This window comes from Paraburkholderia sp. FW306-02-B, from assembly GCF_058782725.1.
On sequence record NZ_JBYSXZ010000001.1, the window covers coordinates 887722 to 910343 of the forward strand.

Below are 22622 nucleotides of genomic sequence, written 5' to 3' on the forward strand. Positions count from 1 at the left end.
GTCGTATGGCCGCAGGACTGCCCGGTGCGTGTGTTCAGACAGATGGGATGCGGGCGCTGACCTTCGGTTCGTAGCGAGGCTTCGCGCCCAATCCAACAGTGCCGCCCAAAGCGCTCGCGAATCTGCCGCAGCGCGGCCGGCGGAAGCCACACAGGCGCAACAAGGTTCGAATTTCATGCGAGCTAATCATCCATTTCTGCGGTACTCCGAGTCCTTGCTGGTGCGACAGCCGTTTCGCACGCTCAAGGGTTTCGCGGGTGGCTATATCGCCTATCCGATTGCTGAGAGCCGCGAAAAGCGCAGCGTCCGTCCGAAGATCGAAGAGTTGCGGCAGCACTATGTGCTGCCCATGCCGGAGCGTCGCCGCATCGCGCTCGACCGGCTGGCCAGTATCCTCGAATTTGCCGGTGCGCAAGTGCCGTATTACCGCGATCTGTTTCAGGCGAAGCAGTTCGACCCTGCGAAGGTCAAGCAGGACCCGCGTTATCTGGAAGAGCTCCCTTATCTGACCAAGGACATCATTCGCGAGCAGGGCACGCGCCTGTTGTCGGGGCCGCTCGAAGCGGGCCGGCATCACGCGTGCAAGACCGGCGGCTCGACCGGACTGTCGACCACGATCTACTACGATCAGGTAGGCGCAGATTATTCGTCAGCCGTCACGTCCTACGCGCGCGAACGGATTGGCAAGCTACGCCATCGTTCGGAACTTCACTTTGCCTGCCGCTTCCCGGATCAGGTGATTCCGGAATGGCCGTCGCGTGAAGACTTCAAATGCTTCGCGATGAATCGCAGCAACATTTTCTTCGATCGCATCGACGATCAAGGTCTCGAAGAAATGTGGCAGACGCTCAAGCGTCGCAAGCCGTATCTGGCGCACTCGCATCCGTCGACCATGTATGCGCTCGCCTGCTACGTGCAGCGCAAGTACGGCGGCGGCAAAGCATTTGCGGTGTTCGAGTCGAGCGGCGAATTGCTCGAGCCGCATGCACGCGAAATGATTGCTTCGGCATTGCGTTGCCGCGTGATCGATCGCTATGGTCTCGCCGAACTTGGCGTGATGGCCTACGAACTCGACGGGCACGACGGCGGTTTCCAGATTCTCGAATCGGAAGGGTGGCCGGAGAGCCGACTGTCTGAAGGCAATCCCGACGGCGCGCATGAACTCGTGTTCACGGGTTTCCGTAACCGGCTGATGCCGTTGATCCGCTACGCGACGGGTGACCTTGCACGCGTGGAAGAGACCGGCAAGGGCTTCTTCCTGACGAATGTCGTCGGACGGATTCATGACGTCGTGCCGATCAACGGCGTGGCGCACCCGACCCACCATATTCAGGACATGCTCGACCATCGCGTCGGTGGGATTCAGGAGTTCCAGATCGATCTGCGAACCACGCCGCCGACACTGCGGATCGTACTCGAGCCGTCGGCCAATGCTGAAGAAACGACCAGCAAGCTGCGTCACTTCTGGCAGGACGCTTTCACGATTGCCTATGTCGGCCACGACGATTTCGTGCGTGTCGGCAGCCGGGCTAAATTTCGTCACGTGGTGACCGCATGATTGGCATTCTGTTCTCGGACGCTTCGGCGCAAGCTGGCCAGTATGTGCTGGCGGCTGTGCAGCGTTCCGTCAGCGCGACTCAGGCACAAGCGATCTCGCGCAGCGCTCTGCGCTCAATCGCGCCGGACGTGGTCGTCGCCGTCGATGTGCCTGACGGCTGGAGCGCGGACCTGCTCGCATGGTTGAACGCCCGTCCCCGCAAGCTAGTGGTGTTCGGCCGCATGCCGGCAGCGCTCGCAGACTATCTGCGCTATCAGGCAGTGGACTTGCCGGCCGGGTTGGCGGGCGCGAGCCGCAGCGAATCGACGCCGTCGGGCGAAGCGCGCGAGAGCGCAGCGGTGATCCGATACAGCGCGTTGGCGCAGGCGCTGGGCGGCCAGCAATGGCGTCGCCCGTTCGAGCGTTTCGACTTCACCGACGAGTGGAACAACCTCGGTTTCGGCGCGATCCGTTGCGACGGCTCGATCTGGGCGGTCGCACAAGCGGCCCAGGTGCCCGCCGATGCCGAACTCGCGGCCGTGGTCGTGGCCGGCGAACGACAGTTCTCATACGCCGCGCTGTGGGACGTCGGTACGTCGAGCGTGTTGTGGTTCAACCGTGCGGTCGGTCCGTGCGATTCATTCGAATGGCGCACCGTCGAGAATTTCCTGTCGGGTTACCGGTCGCAAACGCTGCCATGTCATCCGGTGTTGAGCGAGCTGCCATGGGGCTACGATGCCGCGATCACGTCACGGCTCGATTGCGACGAAGACGTCGAATCGGCGCGTCCGCTGTGGCAGACCTATCAACGCCTGGGCGTTCCGTTCACCCTGGCTGTTCACACGCAAAACCTGAGTCGCGCGGAGCATCACGGCATTCTTCGCGAGTTGCTCGCCGACAAGCAGCAGGGCGCGGTGTTGTCGCACACGGCGACGCATGCGCCGAACTGGGGCGGCAGCTATGAAAATGCCTTAGCGGAGGGTGCTCAATCGGCGTCCTTGATCGAAGCGGTGACGGGCATCCCGGTGCGCTACGCCGTGTCGCCGTTTCACCAGTCGCCGCCGTACGCGATGCGCGGCCTCGCCGACGCCGGCTACGAAGGCTGCATCGGCGGGATCATCCGCAACGATCCGGAGTTTCTGACGTCGCGCGGCGGCGCGCTTGCCGGCTTGCCAGCAGGCTTCATCGGCCACAGCCAGCAGTGCATGCTGCACGGCGATTGCATGCTCAAGGAGGGCGACCCGCTCGCCATCTTCAAGCAGGCCTTCGACTACGCCTACGCCACCAACACGCTGTTCGGCTATCTCGATCATCCGTTCTCCGAACGTTATGCGTACGGTTGGCCGGACGAGGCGTTGCGCATCGACGCTCACGAGAAATTCATCGCGTACATCAGGAGCAAGGCGGAAAAGCCGCTCTTCCTGCACGAAGAAGCCGCGCTAGATTTCCTCAAGCACAGGTCGCTGACGCAGGTCATCGAAGAGAACGGCGCGTTCCGCATCCTGACGCCGTCCAACGCCGCGGCACCTTCGACGCCGTTGGCGCTCGGCGTCGAGTTTCGCGGTGCTCACGTGCAAGTCGAGTCCGGGAAATCATTGCAATGAAAGTCATGGTAGTGATGGGCACGCGGCCCGAGGTCATCAAGCTGGCGCCGGTCGTGAGGACCTTGCGCGCCGAAGTCGAAACCATCGTTTGCGCGAGCGGCCAGCACAAGGAAATGGCCGCGCAGGCGCTCGCATTCTTCGGCATCGAACCGGATATCACGCTCGACACGATGAGCCCGGGACAGTCGCTGAACGCATTGTCGGCGCGTCTGTTGGCCGCGCTCGATCGGGCGCTGGAGCAGGTGCGTCCCGATTGGGTGATCGTGCAAGGCGATACGACGACGGCCTTTTGCGCCGGTCTCGCGGCGTTTCATCGCGGGATTCCGGTTGGACACGTCGAAGCCGGATTGCGCACCGGCGATTTGGCGAGCCCGTTCCCCGAGGAAGCGAATCGCAGTCTGCTGAGCCGGATCACGACGCTGCATTTCGCGCCCACCGAGCTTGCGCGCCAGAATCTGCTGGGCGAAGGAATTGCAGCGGAAAAAATCGTCGTCACGGGCAATACCGTGGTCGATGCGATTGCGGCAGTACGCCAAAGCTGGGACGCTACGCCGCCAGAAAGTCCGCTGCCGGAGTGGCAAGGTGCTGAGAAGCAGCACATTCTCGTCACCTGCCATCGACGCGAAAACTTCGGCGACGTGCTGCAAGGCATTTGCCGCGTGCTGCGCGATCTGTGCCAACGTTATAGCGCTTATCGCTGGGTCTTCCCGGTGCATTTGAATCCCGCCGTGCGTGGGCCCGTGCTGCGCGAACTGGATGGCATATCGAACCTCGCTTTGATCGAGCCGGTCGATTATCCGACCAGCCTTTATCTAATCAGCCGCAGCGCGTTGGTCGTGAGCGATTCGGGTGGCATTCAGGAAGAAGCGCCGACGTTCGGCGTACCGGTCGTCGTGATGCGCAATCATACCGAGCGGCGCGAAGGCGTCGACGCAGGCTTTGCGACGCTCGCTGGTCAGGCGGCGGAGAGTATCGAAAGCGCGGCGATTGGCTGGCTCGACGATCCGGCGCGCCGCGAGGCGCTGCGGAATCGCGCGAACCCGTATGGCGACGGCCTGGCGTCGCAGCGTATTCTCGAGAGCCTGCTGGGCCGCCCCGTTGAGGTGTTCAGTGGTTGAACGTGAGAACACCGTACGTGCCGCGCGAGACACGGTGTTGTTTTCGACTGCCGATTGGGACGAACCGTATTGGACGAACAAGCAGCATACCGCGAGCATTCTGGCCGCGCGTGGCTGGCGGGTACTGTATGTGGAGAGTGTCGGTTTCCGTTCGCCGAAGGTCGGCAGCGGACGCGATTGGGCCCGCTTGTGGCGCCGCTTGTGGCGCGGCATGCAGTCGCTCGTCGTCGGGCCGCCGCGGCGTGCCGAGAACATCTGGGTGTTGTCGCCGTTGATGGTGCCGGCCAAGCATCACTGGCCGCTCGTGCGTGCGCTGAATCAGGCGTTGCTGCGCTGGTCGGTTAGCCGGTTCGCGAAAGGGCATCGGTTCGTCGACCCGGTCGTGTGGACCTATCATCCGTTCTTGCTGGACGCGATCGCCACGCTCGAGCGCGGCCCGCTCGTTTACCACTGCGTCGACGATATTGCGGCGATTCCGGGCGTCGATGTCGCTGCGTTCAACAATGCGCAGAAAGCGCTGCTCGCGCAATGCGAAGCCGTCTTCACGACTGCGAAATCGCTGCAGGAAACGTGCCTTCCGTATAACCGGAACACACATTACTTCGGCAACGTAGTGGACGATGCGCACTTCGGTCAGGCGCTCGAAGCAGGGCCGCTGCCCGCAGAGCTGGCGGCCATTCCCGAACCGCGACTCGTGTATCACGGCGTGCTGTCCGACTTCAAGATCGACTTTCCGTTGCTTCTGGAGACCGCGCGGGCGCGGCCGGAATGGCAGTGGATCATTATCGGCGAGCAGCGGGAAGGGCAGCGCAGCGAACTGTTGGCGCAACTGGAGCGTCTGCCCAACGTGCATCTGTTCGGCTATCGCAGCTACCCGAGCTTGCCGCAATACTTGCGTGGTATGCAGGTCGGCGTGCTGCCGACTTTACTGAACGAGTACACCCGCTCGATGTTCCCGATGAAGTTTTTCGAGTACCTAGCGGCGGGCTTGCCGGTGGTGTCGACGCCGCTGGATTTCGCGAAAGAACCGCGCGCGGGGCTTGAGGTCGGCGGTGATGTTCAAGCCTTTGTTGCTGCTATCGAGAAACAGCTCGCACGCGGCAAGCTGAGCGCCGACGAGGCGCGAGCGGCAGTGGGCGAGAACACTTGGGAACGACGCCTCGACAAGATGCTGCAGATTACTTTTGCCAGCGACAAATCGAGCCACGCCAGCGCACAACAACGTGGTGGCGCGGAGGTGCGCACGTGAAAGTTGTTCATGTCTACCGCACCTACTTCCCCGATCCGCCGGGCGGCTTGCAGGAAGCGATCCGGCAGGTGGCACTGTCGACGCTCGCGTGCGGCGTCGAGACACGCATCCTTACGCTGTCGCCGACACCTACGCCGACGGAGATCGACTATCCCGAAGGGCGCGTCGTACGCGCCAAATCGTGGGCGGCGCCGGCATCGTGCGATCTGGGCGGTCCGAGCGCATTAATGAAGTATCGCGAGATGGCCGACTGGGCCGACGTCGTGCATTTCCACTTCCCGTGGCCGTTCGCGGACGTGCTGCATCTGCTCGGCCGCAAGAACAAGCCGACGGTGATGACGTATCACTCGGACATCGTGCGCCAGAAGGCGCTTGGCGCTGTCTACGGGCCGTTGATGCGGCGTACGCTGCGCAGCATGTCTGCGGTGGTGGCGACCTCGCCTGCCTATGCGCAAACCAGCGAGACGCTGACGGAATGTGTGTCGAGTGACCGGCTGAAGACCATTCCGCTCGGCATCATCGACTACCGTGATGAACCACATCCGGCGGATGCGCAAAGCGACGTCGCGAACCGGCTGGGCCTCGTCGGCGATGAGCCGTATTTTCTTGCGCTCGGCGTGCTGCGCTATTACAAAGGCTTGCATACGCTGATCGAGGCAGCGAGCCACGTCGATGCGAAAATTGTGATCGCCGGGTCGGGCCCGGAGCGGGAGCGCCTAGTGGCGTTGGCACGGCAAACCGGCGCGACCAATGTCGTTTTCGCGGGGCAGGTGACGCACGAAGAAAAGGTCGCGCTGCTCAAGGGATGCCGCGCGATGGTGCTACCGTCGCACTTGCGCTCCGAAGCGTTCGGCATGGTGTTGGTGGAGGCGGCCATGTTCGGCAAACCGATGGTGTGCTGCGAGGTGGGTTCGGGGACGTCCTACGTCAATCAGAACGGCGTGACGGGGTTTGTCGTCGCACCGGAACAATCAAAAGAACTGGCTGGCGCGATGAATGCGCTGCTGAGCGACGACGCATTAGCCGCGGCCATGGGACGAGCCGCACGCGAGCGATACGAAACGCTGTTTTCAGGCGAGGCGCTTGGCAAAGCATATAGTGCGCTATACCAGGAAGTCGCGTGATGCGGCAAGGGGAAGGGTTAGCGAAATGCAATGGAAAACCTTGGCCGTCGACCTCGACGGCACGCTGATGCGATCGGATATGTTGATCGAGACGGGTTTTGCCTATCTGAAGGCGTACCCGTTGCGCTTCTATCGTCCGTTAATCTGGTTCGCAAGCGGAGGTAAGGCGCATCTCAAGGCAAAGCTTGCTGAGGCGACTCACGTCGACGTTGCGACTTTGCCGTATGACGCGAAAGTGATCGAGTGGCTCAAGCGTGAGCGAGCCGCGGGCCGCACACTGGTGCTGGCGACCGCAAGCGATGCGCGCTACGCCGAGGCGATCTCGGGACATCTCGGTTTGTTCGACCAGACTCTCGGCAGCGACGGTAAGGTGAATCTATCGTCCGGTCGCAAGCGTGATGCGCTGGTGCGCGAGTTTGGTAACAAGGGTTTTGATTATGCCGGCAATTCGCACGACGATCTCGCTGTCTGGGAGGCCGCCGAGCGCGCCTATGTCGTGAATCCCTCGCCCGGCGTTGAGCGGCGTGCGCATAAACTCGGCAATGTCGAGAGTGTGCTGCAAACACGCAAGAATCCACTGCGCGTGTGGATCAAGGCACTTCGCATGCATCAGTGGTTGAAGAACCTGCTGATCTTCATTCCGTTGCTGGCATCGCATCAGGTGTCGTCGTGGGTGCTCGACGTGCGCGGCGTGCTTGCGTTTGTGCTATTCGGTCTGTGTGCTTCTAGCGTCTATCTGCTCAACGATCTGCTCGATCTCGACGACGACCGTCACCATCCGACCAAGCGGCGACGTCCGTTCGCATCGGGTTCGTTGTCAATTGTATGGGGCTTGGCGGCGTTTCCGGTCCTCGCGATCGGCGCCTTTGCGGGCGCGCTAATCTGGCTGCCATGGCGGTTTGCTGCAGTGCTGGCCGGCTACTACGTGCTGACAATGGCGTATTCGTTCCTGCTCAAGCGCCGCGTGATTCTGGACGTCGTGGTGCTGGCGATGCTCTATACCGCCCGCATCATCGCCGGGACTGCAGCGTTCAGAATGACGCTGACGTTCTGGTTGCTGGGTTTTTCGATGTTTCTGTTTTTGAGCCTCGCGCTCGTCAAGCGCTACGCTGAACTGCACGCGACCCGCGCTGCAGGCGGCGCGAAGGCGCGCGGGCGCGGGTACGTGGCCGACGATCTGCCGATGATCTCGTCGCTCGGCGCTGCGTCCGGCTATCTTTCAGTGCTGGTGCTGGCGCTGTACATACAGGACTCGAAGACGACGCATCTATACGGTCATCCGCAGGTGATCTGGCTGGCATGTCCGTTGCTGCTCTACTGGATCAGCCGCACGTGGCTAATCACGCACCGCGGGCTGATGCATGACGACCCGGTCGTGTTCGCCGCGAAAGACCGCACCAGCCTGCTGATCGTGGCGTTGATGGGCCTGGTTTTCTGGCTCGCGATATGACGGGCCCGCTCAAGTCGTGGGGGCGATACCCCTATCATCCGCAGGCTGCGCATCCGGTGCCGTGGCGTGACCGGCTGCGTGCTACATGGGAGCAGGTTGCGGGTGCCAACGGCACGACGCTGGCCTATGGAAATGGCCGCAGCTACGGAGACAGTTGTCTCGCCGCCAGCGATCACGTAGTGCATATGCAACCGCTCGATCGCTTTATCTCCGCCGACTGGCAAACCGGCGTTGTGCGTGCGGAAGCCGGCGCCACGCTGGACGACGTTTTGCAACTGTCCGTGCCGCGAGGCTGGATGCTGCCTGTCACTCCGGGCACGAAGTACGTGACACTCGGCGGCGCGGTGGCCAACGACGTTCATGGCAAGAACCACCACGTGCGAGGCACGTTCGGCCGTCACGTACGCCGCTTTGCGTTGTTGCGCTCTGAGCGCGAGCCGCTCGAATGCTCGCCGGAAGAGAATGCCGAATGGTTTGCCGCGTCGATTGGTGGCCTTGGGCTGACCGGCGTGATCGCATGGGTGGAAATTCAGCTGATGCCGATCCGCTCGAGCCGCGTGTCGGTGACGAGCATTCGGTTTGGTAATCTCGACGAATTCTTTGCGTTGTCGGAAGAACTCGACAGCAAGCACGAGTATAGCGTTGCATGGATCGATTGCCTGAGCCGTGGCGCAGCGCTCGGACGCGGCATCTTCATGGTAGGGGATCATTCGGCGGATGGCGATCTGCAACTGCCGATCAAGAAGAAGCGCACCGTGCCGGTGACGCCACCGATCTCGCTGATCAATCCGCTGACCTTGCGCGCTTTCAACGCGCTGTACTACAACCGTCAGCAAAACAAAACAGTTCAAAGCGAAGTCGACTACGATAGTTACTTCTACCCGCTCGACGGTCTGCTCGAGTGGCACCGCATTTACGGCAAGCGCGGGTTTCAACAGTATCAGTGCGTGCTCCCTCAGGCTAACTCCCGCGACGGCATGCATTCGATCCTGGAGGCGATTGGGAAAAGCGGTACTGGCTCCTTTCTCGCAGTGCTCAAACGCTGCGGTGAATTGGTCTCACCAGGCTTGTTGTCGTTTCCGATGGCGGGCGTGTCGCTCGCGTTGGATTTTCCGCAGCACGATGAACGCAATCGCCATCTGTTCAAGCGGCTCGACGCGATCGTCCGGGAAGCCGGCGGACGGTTGTATCCGGCGAAGGACGCGCATATGTCGGCGAGCGATTTCCAGCTCGCCTATCCGGCGTGGCGTCAGTTGGAGGCATTGCGCGATCCCGCGCTGATGTCACGTTTTTGGCAACGAACAACACAAACATGAAAAAAGTCCTGATAGTCGGTGCGACGTCTGCAATTGCGATCGCCTGTGCACGCCTTTGGGCGTCCGAAGGCGCGACGCTGTTTCTCGTCGGGCGGCAGGCGGAGCGCCTGGAACAAATTGCGGCAGACCTCATGGCGCGCGGCGCCAAGGCGGCGACGAGCCATGTGCTGGACATGAACGACTTCGATGCGCATCAACCGATGCTCGATGCCTGCGTAGGGGCACTCGGCGGTATCGATGTCGCGTTGATCGCGCATGGCACATTGTCTGATCAGAAAGCCTGTGAACAGGATGTGAAGGTCACCTTGCGCGAGTTGTCGACCAACGGTTTGTCGGTTATCGCGTTGTTGACCCCGCTGGCCAATCTCATGGAAAGCGCGAAGAACGGTGTGATCGCGGTGATCTCGTCGGTGGCTGGAGATCGTGGGCGGCCCTCGAACTATGTCTACGGGACCGCGAAGGCTGCCGTCACGACGTTTTGTGAAGGGTTGCGCGCGAGGCTGTTCAAGGCAGGCGTGCATGTGCTGACGATCAAGCCGGGGTTCGTGGATACGCCGATGACCGCTGGCATGCCGTTGCCGGGGCCGCTTGTAGCAACGCCCGAGCGAGTCGCGAACGATATCGTGCGTGCAGTCGAGCGGAAGAAGGATTCGATTTATACGCCGTGGTTCTGGTCGGGGATTATGTTGATCATTCGATCGGTGCCGGGGTTTTTGTTCAAGAGGGCGTCGCTGTAATCAATTCTGTGACTCGCACGCAATAGCGCCAGTACCTTCGGTTCGAAGCAAGCCGCCGGGATACAAGGGCAGCCTTCAGGCACCGTTTACAATGTCGGATTACGCACGGCCGAACTTGGGCCGCAGGCCATCCGACGATTAGCCTCAACGACAGATCAATGAACGATACACGCATTATTCTCCCCGGCGGTGCAGGTCTGGTTGGCCAGAACCTCGTGGCCCGACTCAAACAGCGCGGCTACACGAACCTTGTGGTGCTGGACAAACATCGCGCCAATCTCGAAGTGCTGAGGGGCGTGCATCCGGACATCACGATCGAATATGCCGATCTCGCCGAACCCGGCGATTGGTCCCGTTATTTCGACGGAGCGGAAGTGGTCGTGATGCTGCAGGCACAGATCGGCGGCCCGACCATCGAACCTTTTATTCGCAACAACATCACGTCGACGGAGCACGTGCTCGACGCGATCAAGCGCTACAAGGTGCCTTATACCGTGCACATCAGTTCGTCGGTCGTGAATTCCGTTGCCGAGGACTTTTATACGGAAACCAAGAAGAAGCAGGAAGATATCGTGTTGGCTTCGGGCATCGAATGCGTCGTCTTGCGCCCGACGTTGATGTTCGGCTGGTTCGACAGAAAGCATCTTGGCTGGCTGTCCCGCTTCATGCAGCGCGTGCCCGTTTTCCCGATTCCTGGCAGCGGCCGGTACATGCGTCAACCGCTGTATGCGGGCGATTTTTGCAACGTCATCATCAGCTGTATCGAGTCGCGCATGAGCGGCAAGGCATTCAATATCACCGGCCTCGAGCAGGTGGACTATATCGACATCATTCGGCAGATCAAGCGAGCGACCCGGGCGCGTTGCGCGATCGTGCGTATTCCGTATGGCCTGTTCTACGTCTTGCTGAAGATTTACGCTCTGTTCGACAAGAATCCTCCGTTCACTGCGGATCAGTTGAAAGCGCTCACTGCGGGCGACGAGTTTGAAGTAATCGACTGGGAAGGTATTTTCCGCATTAAGGCGACCTCCTTCTCGAATGCGATGGACGAAACCTTCAACGATCCGGTCTATAGCCAGATCGCGCTCGAATTCTGAATCGGACGGTGAGCATGAGTAACGGAAAAGTCGCGGTGTTGGGTGCGGGTCCTATGGGTCTCGGGGTAGCGTATCAACTCGTCAAAGACGGCCGCAAGCCAGTGATCTTCGAGGCGGACGATCGGGTGGGCGGCATGGCCGCGTGTTTCGACTTCGGTGGGTTGTCGATCGAGCGCTATTACCATTTTCACGCGATTTCCGATCACGCGTTCTTCGAGGTGCTGCGTGAACTGGGTCTCGAGGACCAGTTGAAATGGGTCGAGACCAAAATGGGCTACTACTACCAGGGACATGTGCAGGCATGGGGTAACCCGATCGCGCTGCTCAAGTTCAAGGGATTGAGTCTGACCGCAAAGATTCGCTATGGTCTCCACGCATTCCTGTCCACCAAGCGCAATGATTGGCGTCCGCTGGACCACGTCGAAGCGTCCGGCTGGATTCGCCGCTGGATCGGCGAAGAGGCGTGGGAAGTGTTGTGGCGCAGGCTTTTCGACTACAAGTTCTATGACTACGCTTACAACTTGTCCGCTGCGTGGATCTGGAGCCGCATCCGCCGCATCGGTCGGTCGCGCTACGATTTGTTTCGCGAAAAACTCGGTTATCTTGAGGGTGGCTCGGATACGCTGCTCGAAGGGATGCGCCGATATATCGAAGCCAACGGCGGTGAATTCCGTCTGCGGTCGCCGGCACAAAAGGTTGTGATTGAAAACGGCGCGGTCAAGGGTGTGGAGGTCAATGGAGAGGTGCTGGCGTTCGACAAAGTCATCAGCACAATTCCTTTGCCGTATGTTCCGCGTGTGATACCGGATTTGCCAGCGGATGTGTCCGTGGCGTTTCGGAGCGTGAAGAATGTTGCGGTGGTCTGCGTAATTGCGAAGTTGAAGAAGGCGGTGACGCAGAATTTCTGGTTGAACGTCAACGATCCGGATATGGATATCCCCGGAATTGTCGAGTACACCAATCTGCGACCGCTTGATGAGCACATCGTATACGTCCCGTTCTACATGCCGGGCGAACACGCGAAGTATCAGGAAGCGGATAGTGTTTTCATCGACAAGGTGAAACGGTATCTGATGCAGATCAACCCGGCTTTGACAGACGCAGACTTTATCGACGTTCGTGCTAGCCGTTACCGCTACGCTCAGCCGATCTGCGAACCGGGCTTCCTGGATCGTTTGCCGCCGATTCAATTACCGGTGAAGGGCTTGCTAGTCGCCGACACGTCCTATTACTACCCTGAGGACCGTGGCATCTCCGAGAGCATTGGGCTCGCGCGCAAGATGGCGCGAATGGTATGACGATCGCTCGAACCAGTATAGGGCGCGGTTTGCTGTCGCCACGCTTCCTGAAGTTCTTGATTGCGGGCGGAGTGGCCGCAGCCGTCAACTTCGGGAGCCGGATGGTTTTCAGTCACTGGCTGCCGTTCTCGACTGCAATTGTGTTGGCTTATATCGTTGGGATGATCACGGCCTTTGTACTGACCAAGATGTTTGTGTTCACTGAGAGTGTTCAGTCGACATCCAAGTCTGCAGGGTTCTTTGTCCTCGTGAATCTCGTCGCCGTATTGCAGACATGGGCGGTCAGCGTTGTTCTCGCGTATTACGTGCTGCCGTGGATCGGTATCACTTGGCACACGCGGGAAATCGCCCACTTCTTTGGGGTAGTCGTGCCGGTTTTCACGAGCTATGTTGGTCACAAGAGGTGGTCATTCCGATGATGCGGTGATCTGGATTCGTGTCTCTCGAATATTCCTCAATATCGCAACTGCAAGCGCAACCAAGTTTTATCCGACCAAATTCCGCGTGAAACCTGACAACAATATCCACATTGTTACTGTGAAGCAGACAGCTTCGAGAGTCGCCATTCCCGGAGTGCTCGCCGCGTTCGCGCTTCTAGTCGCATTCGTACTCATTCTGCCGCTCGGGCCGCGCATGCCCACCACGGGACTTGACCCTTCCTGGTGCTACGCGCTGAACGAAGCAGTGGCCCGTCATCTGGTGTTCGGTAGAGACTTGATCTTTACGTTCGGTCCACTCGGTTCGGTGTACACGGAGATGTATCATCCCGCAACCGACGGAATCATGCTGGTAGGGAGCGCAGTACTGGCGTTGGCGCTGTGTTTCGGCTTTGCGATTATTGCAGCGCCGGATAGAGGTTTGCTGCTCGTGTTCTTGCCATTGGTAATCGTTGAGTCACGTATCCGCGACGCGATCTTTATGGCCATTCCGCTTGTGCTGCTGTTAGCCGCATTTGTGGAAAGCGGATCGAGTTTGAAGGGCCGGCCCTGGCGAATCGGAATGCTGCTGTTCATTGCGGCAGCGGCCGGCGTCCTCCCTTTGGTAAAGGGCAGTTTTGCGGGATTATCTGCGGCGATGATTGTGCTTGGTGCCATTCTGTTTGCACGGGCGCACAAGGTTCGAATTGCGATTGCGCTATGCCTCGCTTCGGGCGCTGCATTGATTGTCGGTTGGATTTTGACTGGACAACCCATCTCTGCGTTGCCGAATTTCTTCTTGGCGCAGGAACCGATAATTTCAGGCTATACGGAGGCAATGTCGATTCACGGGCCATATAGTTCGGTCGTGCTTTGGGCTATTCCGGCTGGCATTTGCTTCTCTATGTTTATCGCGGGCTTCTGGCGCCAGAGGCGCCTGGACTGTGCGATTGTTGCGTTTGGACTCGCGCTTTTTCTGTTCATTACATTCAAAGCGGGATACGTGAGGCAGGATGGGCATCCTCGGATTGCCGTAGCGAGTTTACTATTCGTGGCACTCGCCTTGAGTATGGTGAGTCGCCCGCTCATCGCGATTCTGATTGCTGTTTCAGTATTCATTGGGTGGTTCAAGGTTGAGAACCAACTCGATGGTTTCAATTTGCGGTACATGGCTGGTGTCGTGCATAGCTCGATTGACTCGACCGCAGCAGGAATCGCTCTAAGGTCCGATCCGAGATCGCTTCCCCGAATGTTTGAGGATGCGAAGGAGCGCATTCGCGCGGAAGTGCCGCTTCCGCAGACGAGCGGAAGTGTCGATGTATATCCCACGGAATTGTCCGTTGTATTTGCAAACGAACTGAGATGGTCGGGGCGTCCCGTACCCCAAAGCTACTCTGTCTACAAACCAGAACTGGATCGGGTGAATCGGGAGCATCTTCTCGGCACCAACGCTCCGGACCATGTCCTGTTTGCGGTCGCGCCTATCGATAATCGTTTGGCAGCGCTGGAGGATGCGGGTAGCTGGCCTGTGTTCATCTCGCACTACCGCGTGGTGGATACTATAGATGGGTTCGTCGCTTTGGCGCGGAAAGACAATCCGACTGATTCAAAACTGATGCCGCTGTCCTCCAGCAGTGGATTGACAAACACGCCCATTGAAGTGCCCCAGGGAGCGCAAATCGTTTGGACCAAGATTGACCTGCGTCCGACTCTGGCAGGACGCGTAGCCATGACGTTGTTCAAGCTGCCGCAGCTATACATAGACCTTGTCCTGGACAATGGACGTACAGTCCGGCGGCGTTTCATTCCGTCAATGGCCCTGAGCGGGTTCGTGTTGTCGCCGTATGTGTCGACCACTGACGATTTCAGAAGACTCATGGAGGGGAAATCGCTTCCGAAAGTTCTACGATTTTCGATCGTAGCGCCGCGTGTTGGTCTCTGGAATGAATCGATGACTATTTCATTTGCCGCGCTGTCGCAATGAGTAATCGGACGAGATTTTGGCCCCGCTTGGATGTGAGTAAAACCGGCTTGACTGGTTGCAGTGCTGGCCGCAAGCTAGTCATATGATCGTCGTCGCATTGACATTATTCGCGTACGTGGACGAGGGCTTACTAGAGTAGAACTGCGCACGTTGTACTGACCCAGTGTGCTCAAAAGTGGAGATGCCATGGCTAAGTTTCACTTTGTCGAGGACTACGAGAAACTAGTGTCGGATCTGCTTTCCAATCATTCAGTTGATAGGGCGATGGAATTGGCGGTAGGAGATCATTACGAAGCCATGGGGCAGATTCAGTGCAACATCCTCACGCATGTGGGGCTCTCGTCTGGCATGTCCATCTTTGACTTGGGATGCGGTAGTGGCCGTCTGGCTCACGCCCTCGGAAAGTCAGGTCTCTCGGTCAATTACATCGGCGCAGACATTGTTCAGGCACTCCTTGATTACGCGCGAACGAAGGCGCCGAAAAATTACAAGTTTTTGCTGAATCGTGAACTTGCCGTTCCCTTGGCAGATGCTTCCGTTGATATGGCGTCCGCGTTCAGCGTATTCACTCATCTTCTGCATCAAGAAACCTATCTTTACCTGGAAGAGTTCTATCGAGTGGTTAAACCCGGCGGTCGGGTGGTATTTTCGTAAGCGCTAGTTAAAGCACACCGGATCGTCAGATGCATCGGAGAGCAGGGGTTCAAGCCTGTCTACTTTTTGCCCCAGTTGTTCCACGCCATGCGCAGCAGCGTCGAGTTGGCTGCCCGTCTGTCGAACAGTTCGGCATCGAAGTCGTCGCCTGCCCATGTTCTATAACGCTTCGCTTCGTCACTATCTGGCTCCAGGCTCAGAACGCGCAACATCTCTGCATATCCGTAGGTGCCACCGACGTCCTCGGGCGGACAGGCACGTTCTCCAGCGCCAATCCACGCCTCGCTGTGGGGCTCATGGTCCGTTTGAGTGACTTCTTCCACGTGAATGTCATGATGCCAGTCATCGCCAAAGTCATATCGATAGAGGAACCGGTGTCCCGGGTATGCAATCCGGTATAACCGCGCCTTGCGGTCATCCAGCATTTCGGGATCTTCAGCAAACAGATCGAGCATGTTGTCGTTATCGCCCATCGCGTATGTCCGCCCGTCGATCTCGAAGTCATGCAAATGCGAGTCGGTCCACCCAAAGGCGGCTTGCAGGATGTGATGCAGCTTGCGCAAGGTGATATTGCCGTCGACGTGGATCCGTCGCCAGACGGGCGGTTCGATGTCACGGATCTGCGCGTGAAGTGTGTAGATGGTGTAGGACTTGGTCATGGATTCGAGCAAAGCATCATATTGGACGCAGGCGGAATTCGATTATCGCCTGGCGTCGCAATCGACTGCGCCTGCCTGCTGCGTGCCGGGACCTATGCCGTGCGCTGTCCGGAAACCGACACGAATCGCGTCAGGCGGATCTTCGAGTCGAAGTACTTCACATCGCGAAGTTGAACGGCAGGAGATCGGTGATGTCTGCTTCGGGTGGCCGTTGCGGCAGCTCAGTGAGCACATGCAAGAGATATGCGTAAGGTTCGACGTTGCACGCGCGGCACGTGAGCATCAGGCTATAGATCATTGCGCTGGCCTTCGCACCGGCAACGGTGTCACTGAACAGCCACGAGGATCTGCCCGTGCAGAATGGCCGGATGTCGCGCTCGATCACGTTGTTATCGATTGGCGCGCGTCCGTCGTTCACATAGCGGCTGAGGTATGTCCACTGGTTGCGCGTATATGAGATCGCCTTGCCCAGCAGGCTCTCGGGAAGAATCTGCGGCGCCTGTTCATCGAGCCATTTCTGCAACGACTCAAGCAGTGGCACGCTATGTTGCTGACGCAACCGGAAGGTGTAATCGACCCGCGTCTCGCCTTCGGGCAGATCGCCCTTTGCGAGTGTTTCTACCTGGTAGAGCGCCTTGAAGTATTCCAGTCCATGTGCGGCACGACCGCCTGGTTTCTTCATGCCCTTGAGGGCATCCACGAAGGCACGCCGGGCGTGGGCCAGGCAACCAAAGTGCGTCGGGCCTTCGAGCGTGCGCCATGCGGCATATCCATCGGTCATCAGCAGACCTTTATAGCCGGAGAGGAACGTCCGGGGATAGTCCTGCCCGCGTCCCGGCTGGTAGTCGAACAGCACGACGGGCTCAGGGCAGTCTTCGGCACTGCGGTACACCCACATATACGAGGTACTCTGGGCGGCTTTGCCCGGCTCCTTGAGCACCTGTACCGTTGTCTCGTCGCCGTGAATCAGCTGTTGCGACAGCAGCGTTGTGCGCAGCGCCTCATACAGACGGCTGTAGTGCAACTCGGCAGGCCGGATGATCCAGTTCGCCAGCGTGCCGCGTCCGACTTCGATGTCCGCGCGTGCCAGCGCATGGGCCATCCGGTATAGCGGCGTCCCGTCGACGTATTTACCCGCAGTGACCGTGGCGATCATCGCCGCACTGGCATTGCTGCCCGGCAACGGCTGGGCGGGCATGGGTGCCGTGATCACCGGCGTGCGCTCCGCGTGACGCTCGCAGTGACGGCATGCATATTTGAAGCGCACGTGCTGAAGCACCGAGGCCTTTACTTCGATATGCAACTGTTCGCTGGTCTCTTCGCCCATGCGGTGCAGTGCGTGCGCGCAGCACGGACATACCTTCGCGCTCTCGGGCAGATCGTATTCGATGCGCTGACGCGGCAGATGCGCCGGTAACGGCTTACGTCCCGGTTTGCATCCCGTGGATGCCGGCGGATCCGGCAGACCCGTGTGGGGGAGTACAAACGTTTCGTCAGTAGCGCCAGCGTCCATGTCGTCGAGTTCGGTGTCGGCGATCTGTTCGGCCTCGTCGAAGACGCGATCCTTGAGCTTCTCGCTGCTCGGGGCGAAGCGCCTGCTCTGCGCGAGGCGAAACTGCTCTTCGAGCTGGGTAATCCGTTCGCCGAGTTGTCGGTTGCGTGTCTCGAGTTCACGGATATAGGCCTGGGCGGCCGGCGGCAATCGGGAGAAGTCGTCCTCGTTCATGCCTCCAGGATAGCGAAGTGTCGCCCGCGATGGGTTTACGGGAATTTGTAACAGGCCGGCCAGTTATTGCTGACGGGCGCCGCCCGATGCTCAACTGGCGTGATGGTACGACCGTACCGGATGGCGGCGTACAGCATCAATGTCGATGCCCTCCAGGAGCCAGTGCAACTGCTCGCTCGTCAGCTTGACGACGCTCTGCTGCCGGCGCGGCCATACGAAGTGGTCTTCCTCGAGGCGCCTCAACATCATCCAGAAACCGTTACGATCGTAGAACAGCAGTTTGACGCGGTTGCGTTTGCGGTTGTGGAAGGCGAAGACGGCGCGACCAAACGGGTCGAGCTGCATGGACTGCTCGACGAGCGTCACGAGGCTATTGATGCCGGCCCGGAAGTCGATCGGTTCGCGATGCAGGAAGACCGTCAGGTCCGCCTCGAAGCGGAACATCAGCACGCTCCCAATACGGTAACCATCGCATTAACGATTGCCACGTCATCTGCTGAACATTCGAGCTCAAGCTTCACGCCGTTGGGCAGGTGAGCCGACAGCCGTGCCAGTCGCGTTGAGCGTAGCGAGACGCAGGGTGACTCGGCCCCGGTGGCGCGGAGCGACGCGGGCGCGGACGCCATGACCGCTGTCGGCTCGTCGATCGCGACGACTGGAACAAACACTGATGATGCGACCGGCACGTCATGCCTGATTGGAGGCCGGCCCCGTTCTCGCGTCTGGACCCATTTATGCAACTGGTTGGCGTTCACGCCCGCCTTCAGGGCGAGGCCCGATAGTGAGGCGCCTGGCCGCAGACAGGCTTCGACCAGTCGTCGCTTGTCCGCCGGGTCGAAGCTTCGCTTGCCGCCGACACCGACACGCGTCACACGCAAGGGCAAAAAGCTCAGGTCATCTTCTGTCATGGATTGCGTCCGCAAAGTTGGGTTGCGGACGCAATCGTGAGCCGTATCAATAATGGAAGCTAGGTGTGCGAAATCGCGCGCTTACGTATTTTCGTTCCTCGAATTCTTCGAGCCGGAACACTGGAAAATGTTCCAGAGGACGGTTGACGAGCAAAGGACTAAAACATCGCCGGTTTTGAATACATTTATCGAGAGAAACGCTATTGAAGTATGGTGTGCGAAGCTCGGATTCCAGATCGAGACTTTCTATTGGGGCTTGCATCGAATACACGATAGCGATCCACTTGGACAGGCGGTGGTTGTATTGAAGCGCTAACGAGGTTTAACACTGGTCGCTGCGTCGCTTATACTGACGCCGTTGTTGGCAATAAATTGAAGTTCATTGCCGACGTTTTTACACCTCGTTCGTTGCGAGGCTAGTCGTTAATGTGGGCAGCGCGAGGAGGGATGTGATGCAAATAGCCCCGATTCACCTAGATGACGACATGTTCCACGGCTCGTATAAGCACTACAATTCGGTTGGCACGCAAATGGCCGATTTTGTATCTCACGCTGCCGAACTTGCCGGTGCTCACACGCCGACTATTCTAGAATTGCCCTGCGGCTACGGGCGAGTGACCCGTCACTTGGCGGCCCGGTTTGACCCGGCAAAGATTCATGTCGCGGACATAATGGTGCCGTCTGTCGATTTTTGCGTTAAGACGTTCGGGGTTGTTGGCTACTACATCACCGAGCCTGTGTACGAGTTTAGGAACATCGCGACTGAAGCGTACGACGTCGCGGCCCTCGGGTCGCTCGTCACGCACTTGTCCAGCCACAATGCACGGGCAGTTATCAAGTACTTCTTTTCGAAACTGAAACCGGGCGCTGTCGGCGTCGTCACTACACATGGCGAGAAGTCTCGAGAGCACCTTGGTATTGCAGATTGCTACCAAGTCGGTGAGGCCGCCCGGCAGTATTTGCTGAACAGCTACGATGTAAATGAGTTTGGGTTTGTCAACTACTGCGCTGATCATTCGCTGGAAGCAAAGACAGTCGACTACATTGGCGACAGCTACGGTATCGCCATGATTCCGACAGATTGGGTAAGAAATGTCTGCGAGGAAAATAGCCTTTCAATATTGGAGCATCGTCCCGGAGGCTGGGACGGCCACCAAGATGTGTTTTTCATAAAGAAGTAATTAGGCTGGGACGGCCAGCGATGAGTTGTGTCCTTAGGCGACCGGTCGACCCGTGTGCGGATGTGGTCGCACCGCAAAGTAATCGAAGAACTGCTGTTGCCAAAGTTCACAAGCGATGTCCATTTGTTTGACTATTGCCCCGTCGAACGTACCAACGGCGTCGGCCTCATCGACCTGCGGTTTCATACGCACGACTAGGCGCCGTTCGTATTCGTTCACGCAATAGTCCAGCACGTTGTCATCCACGCGGCAATACGCTGCGATCTTCAGTTTGGAGCGCTGTGAGATATACGTGCTGAAAAGCCGCTCGACAATAAACGGTAAGAACGGGGCAGGGTCCGTATGCGTCGTATCTTCCATCACCTTGCGCGTGACCTCGTGATCGGGGTTTTGCTCCAGAAACTCCGCGATCCGCACTAGTACGCCGCCCACGTACTCTTCCCAAAAACGTTCAGATCCCACCCAAAAATTCGAATAAGCAAGCAATCCCGGCCCATGGCGAGGCGTGCGCTTGATATCGAAATCTACCTTGCAGGCATCGAGAAGCGATTGCGCTGCGTCTGCTAGCCCAGGGTGTGCGTGTTCGCCCTGCATCCACACATTGAACGACCAGTAGCCAATCTGCGGAAACGGATTGATGAAACAGACATCAGATCCAGACTGGCTTTGCACGAAGCGGATGAATTCCGCTCCCGTGATCTTTGACTTCAGGCTGAACTTCGGCGAAAAAATCCCGGTATAGGCGTGGCGGCGGTGTTCGCCGCTGCGATACATGTCGACAAAGAGCTTGAACTCGCGCCACCCGGCTTGGGAATTATCCGGGATGACGAGCGGTAGAAAACTCTTCTCGACCTGAACCTGATCCTGCGCGTAGATCGGTTCGAATATCGCGACTCTTGTATTCATACTTGGCCGGCCCGCTCAAGGCAGTAGCGACCGAGGTCGGTCCGCCATTTCAGGTATGTGAACGACGCGTTGGGCACCGTGAAGCTCGGGTAGTGCGTTTCGATGGGAACGTTTAGCAGGTGCTGCAGCACGACGCTAATGGGGCCGCCGTGTGCGACAGCTGCCATCAACCCCGATTGCCCGGTACGCGGCAGGACTTCCGTGTCGACCCACTCGCGTACCCGATCGGCCATGTCGAGATGAGATTCTCCGTCTTCATAGCGATTGGTAATCACTTTGTTAAAGTCGGGGAACGCCCGGTTGAAGTCCACTTCAAGCCACGTTCCGTACTTGCCGGGATGCGTTTCAGCAAGCCGGGAGTCGAATGTCAGCCGCGTGGCGTCGTCGAAAAGCCGCTCCGCCGTTTGGCGCGCGCGCATCCACGGGCTGCAAAAAATCGGTGACGGGGAATAACCGAATTTACCGAGCGTGGCTGCAAGCTCCGTTGACTGTCGTTTTCCCAGTTCGGTCAGTTCGTCCTGATCGGTGGAGATCAGTAGTCCCTTTGCGTTTGCGTTTGATTGGCCGTGCCTGATGAGCAAAAGATCCATTGCAGTTTCCGTGGTTAATTCGGTCAAGCCGTCAAAAGGTTGAGGAACGTCTGTGCAGGATCGGCGAGTCCAAATCGACTGCGGGTGTCTTCGTGCGCGTTGTGACGTAACCCATCTCTGAGTTCAGCGCGGTCGTACAGCTCTTGCATCGCCGCTGCCCATTCGTCCTCGACGTTATTGACTAGAAGTCCTGTAACACGGTCGACGACTGCGTCCTCGTAGACGGGAGAGCGCGAGTAAATGCCGGGGATACCGAGACTGCCGTAGTCGATGTACTTGATGCAGGATTTGCAGCTATTGAAGAACAGTGCATCTTTGTCCTCACGGCCACCAAGTGGCACGACGGAGAACATATAACCTGCATCGCGAATCGCGCTCTTATAAGCAGAATTATCGAGGAAGCCCTTCGACGTAAGCCTTGGGATCTGCGACATCTCGGGGAAGCCGTCACCCCAGAATTCCAGTGTGACATCTTGATTCCGATTCAGGAAATCTACCAGGACGCCGAAAAATCCTTTCCTGAACTGCACGAGTTTGATGCCGTCGGTGTTGGAAAACAGGATCTTGCGCGGAACGGCTTCTTGCCAGTCTTCGGGGGACGAGGGTATTGCGTCGTGGTCGAAGCCGTTGCGTATCACGACAACCGACGGCCGGATGCGCTGCAACTTTGTCCGCAAAATCTCATTGGACACCGTCGCGACCGACGCTTGCCGGATGAGCCAGGTAATATTCGCCAGCAAGTCGTCGTTGAGATCGGTAACGCTGTACATCGGCAGATCGATGATCCAGTCGTCCATGTCATAGATGGTCCGCAAACCAAGATCGTTTGCCATCCGCATGACATCGACGGCGCGATTGGAACTGTGCTTGTTGAAGAGCACAGCATCGAACCGCCGAAGCTGTCCGATCGTTACATCGCTTTCGACGATTTCTTCCCACTCGATCATCCCATGTTTGGCCATGTAGGTCAGGAGCGGGCCGAAGCGCGCTGCGATTGACCTGGACATGAGTCGATCGTGCGAGAGCGAAATTCGCTGAACTACTAATAGGCGAGGCACTTTTTGCATC

21 protein-coding genes are annotated in these 22622 nt (G+C 58.6%); 14 read left to right on the forward strand and 7 right to left on the reverse strand.

From position 1 onward, the window contains the following. Positions 1 to 175: 175 nt before the first annotated feature. From AC3WOG_RS03930 to AC3WOG_RS03990, 13 genes are all read left to right on the forward strand, one after another. The gene (locus AC3WOG_RS03930; protein ID WP_492576763.1) at positions 176 to 1558 is read left to right on the forward strand and encodes a phenylacetate--CoA ligase family protein; all 1383 of its coding nucleotides are present in this window, start codon (positions 176 to 178) and stop codon (positions 1556 to 1558) included. Further along, positions 1555 to 3141 carry a polysaccharide deacetylase gene (locus AC3WOG_RS03935; RefSeq protein ID WP_492576764.1) on the forward strand — a complete coding sequence of 529 codons (1587 nt, stop codon included), beginning with the start codon at positions 1555 to 1557 and terminating at the stop codon, positions 3139 to 3141. The genes AC3WOG_RS03930 and AC3WOG_RS03935 overlap by 4 nt, the downstream gene beginning before the upstream one ends. Beyond that, entirely contained in the window at positions 3138 to 4259 is a 1122-nt protein-coding gene (wecB, locus tag AC3WOG_RS03940; protein WP_492576765.1) for a non-hydrolyzing UDP-N-acetylglucosamine 2-epimerase, read from the forward strand. The genes AC3WOG_RS03935 and wecB overlap by 4 nt, the downstream gene beginning before the upstream one ends. Next, complete coding sequence (locus AC3WOG_RS03945) at positions 4252 to 5508, forward strand: glycosyltransferase (protein WP_492576766.1); 1257 nt, start codon at positions 4252 to 4254, stop codon at positions 5506 to 5508. Before wecB ends, AC3WOG_RS03945 begins: the two co-directional genes overlap by 8 nt. Continuing rightward, positions 5505 to 6632, forward strand: coding sequence for a glycosyltransferase (locus tag AC3WOG_RS03950; protein ID WP_492576767.1), 1128 nt, complete (start codon positions 5505 to 5507; stop codon positions 6630 to 6632). Before AC3WOG_RS03945 ends, AC3WOG_RS03950 begins: the two co-directional genes overlap by 4 nt. 25 nt (positions 6633 to 6657) lie before the next feature. Beyond that, positions 6658 to 8082 (forward strand): UbiA family prenyltransferase, encoded by a 1425-nt coding sequence (locus tag AC3WOG_RS03955; protein ID WP_492576768.1) that lies wholly within the window; start codon positions 6658 to 6660, stop codon positions 8080 to 8082. Beyond that, positions 8079 to 9398: an FAD-binding oxidoreductase gene (locus tag AC3WOG_RS03960; RefSeq protein WP_492576769.1), complete on the forward strand. Its 1320-nt coding sequence runs from the start codon at positions 8079 to 8081 to the stop codon at positions 9396 to 9398. The genes AC3WOG_RS03955 and AC3WOG_RS03960 overlap by 4 nt, the downstream gene beginning before the upstream one ends. Beyond that, a complete protein-coding gene (locus AC3WOG_RS03965) occupies positions 9395 to 10135 on the forward strand; it encodes an SDR family oxidoreductase (protein WP_492576770.1) in 741 nt (246 codons plus the stop codon). The genes AC3WOG_RS03960 and AC3WOG_RS03965 overlap by 4 nt, the downstream gene beginning before the upstream one ends. 158 nt (positions 10136 to 10293) lie before the next feature. Further along, positions 10294 to 11232, forward strand: coding sequence for an NAD-dependent epimerase/dehydratase family protein (locus AC3WOG_RS03970; RefSeq protein WP_492576771.1), 939 nt, complete (start codon positions 10294 to 10296; stop codon positions 11230 to 11232). A gap of 14 nt (positions 11233 to 11246) precedes the next feature. Next, complete coding sequence (locus tag AC3WOG_RS03975) at positions 11247 to 12530, forward strand: NAD(P)/FAD-dependent oxidoreductase (RefSeq protein WP_492576772.1); 1284 nt, start codon at positions 11247 to 11249, stop codon at positions 12528 to 12530. Next, entirely contained in the window at positions 12527 to 12949 is a 423-nt protein-coding gene (locus tag AC3WOG_RS03980; protein ID WP_492576773.1) for a GtrA family protein, read from the forward strand. Before AC3WOG_RS03975 ends, AC3WOG_RS03980 begins: the two co-directional genes overlap by 4 nt. Beyond that, positions 12918 to 14930, forward strand: a complete 2013-nt coding sequence (locus tag AC3WOG_RS03985; RefSeq protein ID WP_492576774.1) for a hypothetical protein — start codon at positions 12918 to 12920, stop codon at positions 14928 to 14930. The genes AC3WOG_RS03980 and AC3WOG_RS03985 overlap by 32 nt, the downstream gene beginning before the upstream one ends. A gap of 186 nt (positions 14931 to 15116) precedes the next feature. Further along, complete coding sequence (locus AC3WOG_RS03990) at positions 15117 to 15584, forward strand: class I SAM-dependent methyltransferase (protein WP_492576775.1); 468 nt, start codon at positions 15117 to 15119, stop codon at positions 15582 to 15584. Positions 15585 to 15643: 59 nt separating this feature from the next. On the opposite strand, the gene AC3WOG_RS03995 is transcribed toward AC3WOG_RS03990, so the two are convergent. From AC3WOG_RS03995 to tnpA, 4 genes are all read right to left on the reverse strand, one after another. Next, positions 15644 to 16243 carry a plasmid pRiA4b ORF-3 family protein gene (locus AC3WOG_RS03995; protein ID WP_201140220.1) on the reverse strand — a complete coding sequence of 200 codons (600 nt, stop codon included), beginning with the start codon at positions 16241 to 16243 and terminating at the stop codon, positions 15644 to 15646. A gap of 157 nt (positions 16244 to 16400) precedes the next feature. Next, a complete protein-coding gene (gene tnpC / locus AC3WOG_RS04000; protein WP_492576776.1) occupies positions 16401 to 17969 on the reverse strand; it encodes an IS66 family transposase in 1569 nt (522 codons plus the stop codon). A gap of 90 nt (positions 17970 to 18059) precedes the next feature. After that, a complete protein-coding gene (gene tnpB, locus AC3WOG_RS04005) occupies positions 18060 to 18413 on the reverse strand; it encodes an IS66 family insertion sequence element accessory protein TnpB (protein WP_154567977.1) in 354 nt (117 codons plus the stop codon). Beyond that, entirely contained in the window at positions 18413 to 18877 is a 465-nt protein-coding gene (gene tnpA, locus AC3WOG_RS04010; RefSeq protein ID WP_492576777.1) for an IS66-like element accessory protein TnpA, read from the reverse strand. Before tnpA ends, tnpB begins: the two co-directional genes overlap by 1 nt. Positions 18878 to 19329: 452 nt before the next feature. On the opposite strand from tnpA, the gene AC3WOG_RS04015 reads away from it, so the two are divergent. After that, positions 19330 to 20058: a methyltransferase domain-containing protein gene (locus AC3WOG_RS04015; RefSeq protein WP_492576778.1), complete on the forward strand. Its 729-nt coding sequence runs from the start codon at positions 19330 to 19332 to the stop codon at positions 20056 to 20058. 33 nt (positions 20059 to 20091) lie between these two features. Here the strand turns inward: AC3WOG_RS04015 and AC3WOG_RS04020 are convergent, their stop codons facing one another. The 3 genes from AC3WOG_RS04020 to AC3WOG_RS04030 are packed head-to-tail and all read right to left on the reverse strand — an operon-like array spanning position 20092 to position 22621. Next, entirely contained in the window at positions 20092 to 20964 is an 873-nt protein-coding gene (locus AC3WOG_RS04020) for a hypothetical protein (protein ID WP_492576779.1), read from the reverse strand. Then, a complete protein-coding gene (locus AC3WOG_RS04025; protein ID WP_492576780.1) occupies positions 20961 to 21554 on the reverse strand; it encodes a histidine phosphatase family protein in 594 nt (197 codons plus the stop codon). Before AC3WOG_RS04025 ends, AC3WOG_RS04020 begins: the two co-directional genes overlap by 4 nt. A gap of 23 nt (positions 21555 to 21577) precedes the next feature. After that, positions 21578 to 22621: a glycosyltransferase family protein gene (locus AC3WOG_RS04030; protein WP_492576781.1), complete on the reverse strand. Its 1044-nt coding sequence runs from the start codon at positions 22619 to 22621 to the stop codon at positions 21578 to 21580. Between the last annotated feature and the right edge of the window lies 1 nt (position 22622).

Bases quoted from the DNA above. Each gene is read 5' to 3' on its own strand.
- AC3WOG_RS03930 (WP_492576763.1), top strand. From the start codon at position 176: ATGCGAGCTAATCATCCATTTCTGCGGTACTCCGAGTCCTTGCTGGTG.
- AC3WOG_RS03935 (WP_492576764.1), top strand. From the start codon at position 1,555: ATGATTGGCATTCTGTTCTCGGACGCTTCGGCGCAAGCTGGCCAGTAT.
- wecB (WP_492576765.1), top strand. From the start codon at position 3,138: ATGAAAGTCATGGTAGTGATGGGCACGCGGCCCGAGGTCATCAAGCTG.
- AC3WOG_RS03955 (WP_492576768.1), top strand. From the start codon at position 6,658: ATGCAATGGAAAACCTTGGCCGTCGACCTCGACGGCACGCTGATGCGA.
- AC3WOG_RS03960 (WP_492576769.1), top strand. From the start codon at position 8,079: ATGACGGGCCCGCTCAAGTCGTGGGGGCGATACCCCTATCATCCGCAG.
- AC3WOG_RS03965 (WP_492576770.1), top strand. From the start codon at position 9,395: ATGAAAAAAGTCCTGATAGTCGGTGCGACGTCTGCAATTGCGATCGCC.
- AC3WOG_RS03970 (WP_492576771.1), top strand. From the start codon at position 10,294: ATGAACGATACACGCATTATTCTCCCCGGCGGTGCAGGTCTGGTTGGC.
- AC3WOG_RS03975 (WP_492576772.1), top strand. From the start codon at position 11,247: ATGAGTAACGGAAAAGTCGCGGTGTTGGGTGCGGGTCCTATGGGTCTC.
- AC3WOG_RS03980 (WP_492576773.1), top strand. From the start codon at position 12,527: ATGACGATCGCTCGAACCAGTATAGGGCGCGGTTTGCTGTCGCCACGC.
- AC3WOG_RS03985 (WP_492576774.1), top strand. From the start codon at position 12,918: ATGTTGGTCACAAGAGGTGGTCATTCCGATGATGCGGTGATCTGGATT.
- AC3WOG_RS03990 (WP_492576775.1), top strand. From the start codon at position 15,117: ATGGCTAAGTTTCACTTTGTCGAGGACTACGAGAAACTAGTGTCGGAT.
- AC3WOG_RS03995 (WP_201140220.1), bottom strand. From the start codon at position 16,243: ATGACCAAGTCCTACACCATCTACACACTTCACGCGCAGATCCGTGAC.
- tnpC (WP_492576776.1), bottom strand. From the start codon at position 17,969: ATGAACGAGGACGACTTCTCCCGATTGCCGCCGGCCGCCCAGGCCTAT.
- tnpB (WP_154567977.1), bottom strand. From the start codon at position 18,413: ATGTTCCGCTTCGAGGCGGACCTGACGGTCTTCCTGCATCGCGAACCG.
- tnpA (WP_492576777.1), bottom strand. From the start codon at position 18,877: ATGACAGAAGATGACCTGAGCTTTTTGCCCTTGCGTGTGACGCGTGTC.
- AC3WOG_RS04015 (WP_492576778.1), top strand. From the start codon at position 19,330: ATGCAAATAGCCCCGATTCACCTAGATGACGACATGTTCCACGGCTCG.
- AC3WOG_RS04020 (WP_492576779.1), bottom strand. From the start codon at position 20,964: ATGAATACAAGAGTCGCGATATTCGAACCGATCTACGCGCAGGATCAG.
- AC3WOG_RS04025 (WP_492576780.1), bottom strand. From the start codon at position 21,554: ATGGATCTTTTGCTCATCAGGCACGGCCAATCAAACGCAAACGCAAAG.
- AC3WOG_RS04030 (WP_492576781.1), bottom strand. From the start codon at position 22,621: ATGCAAAAAGTGCCTCGCCTATTAGTAGTTCAGCGAATTTCGCTCTCG.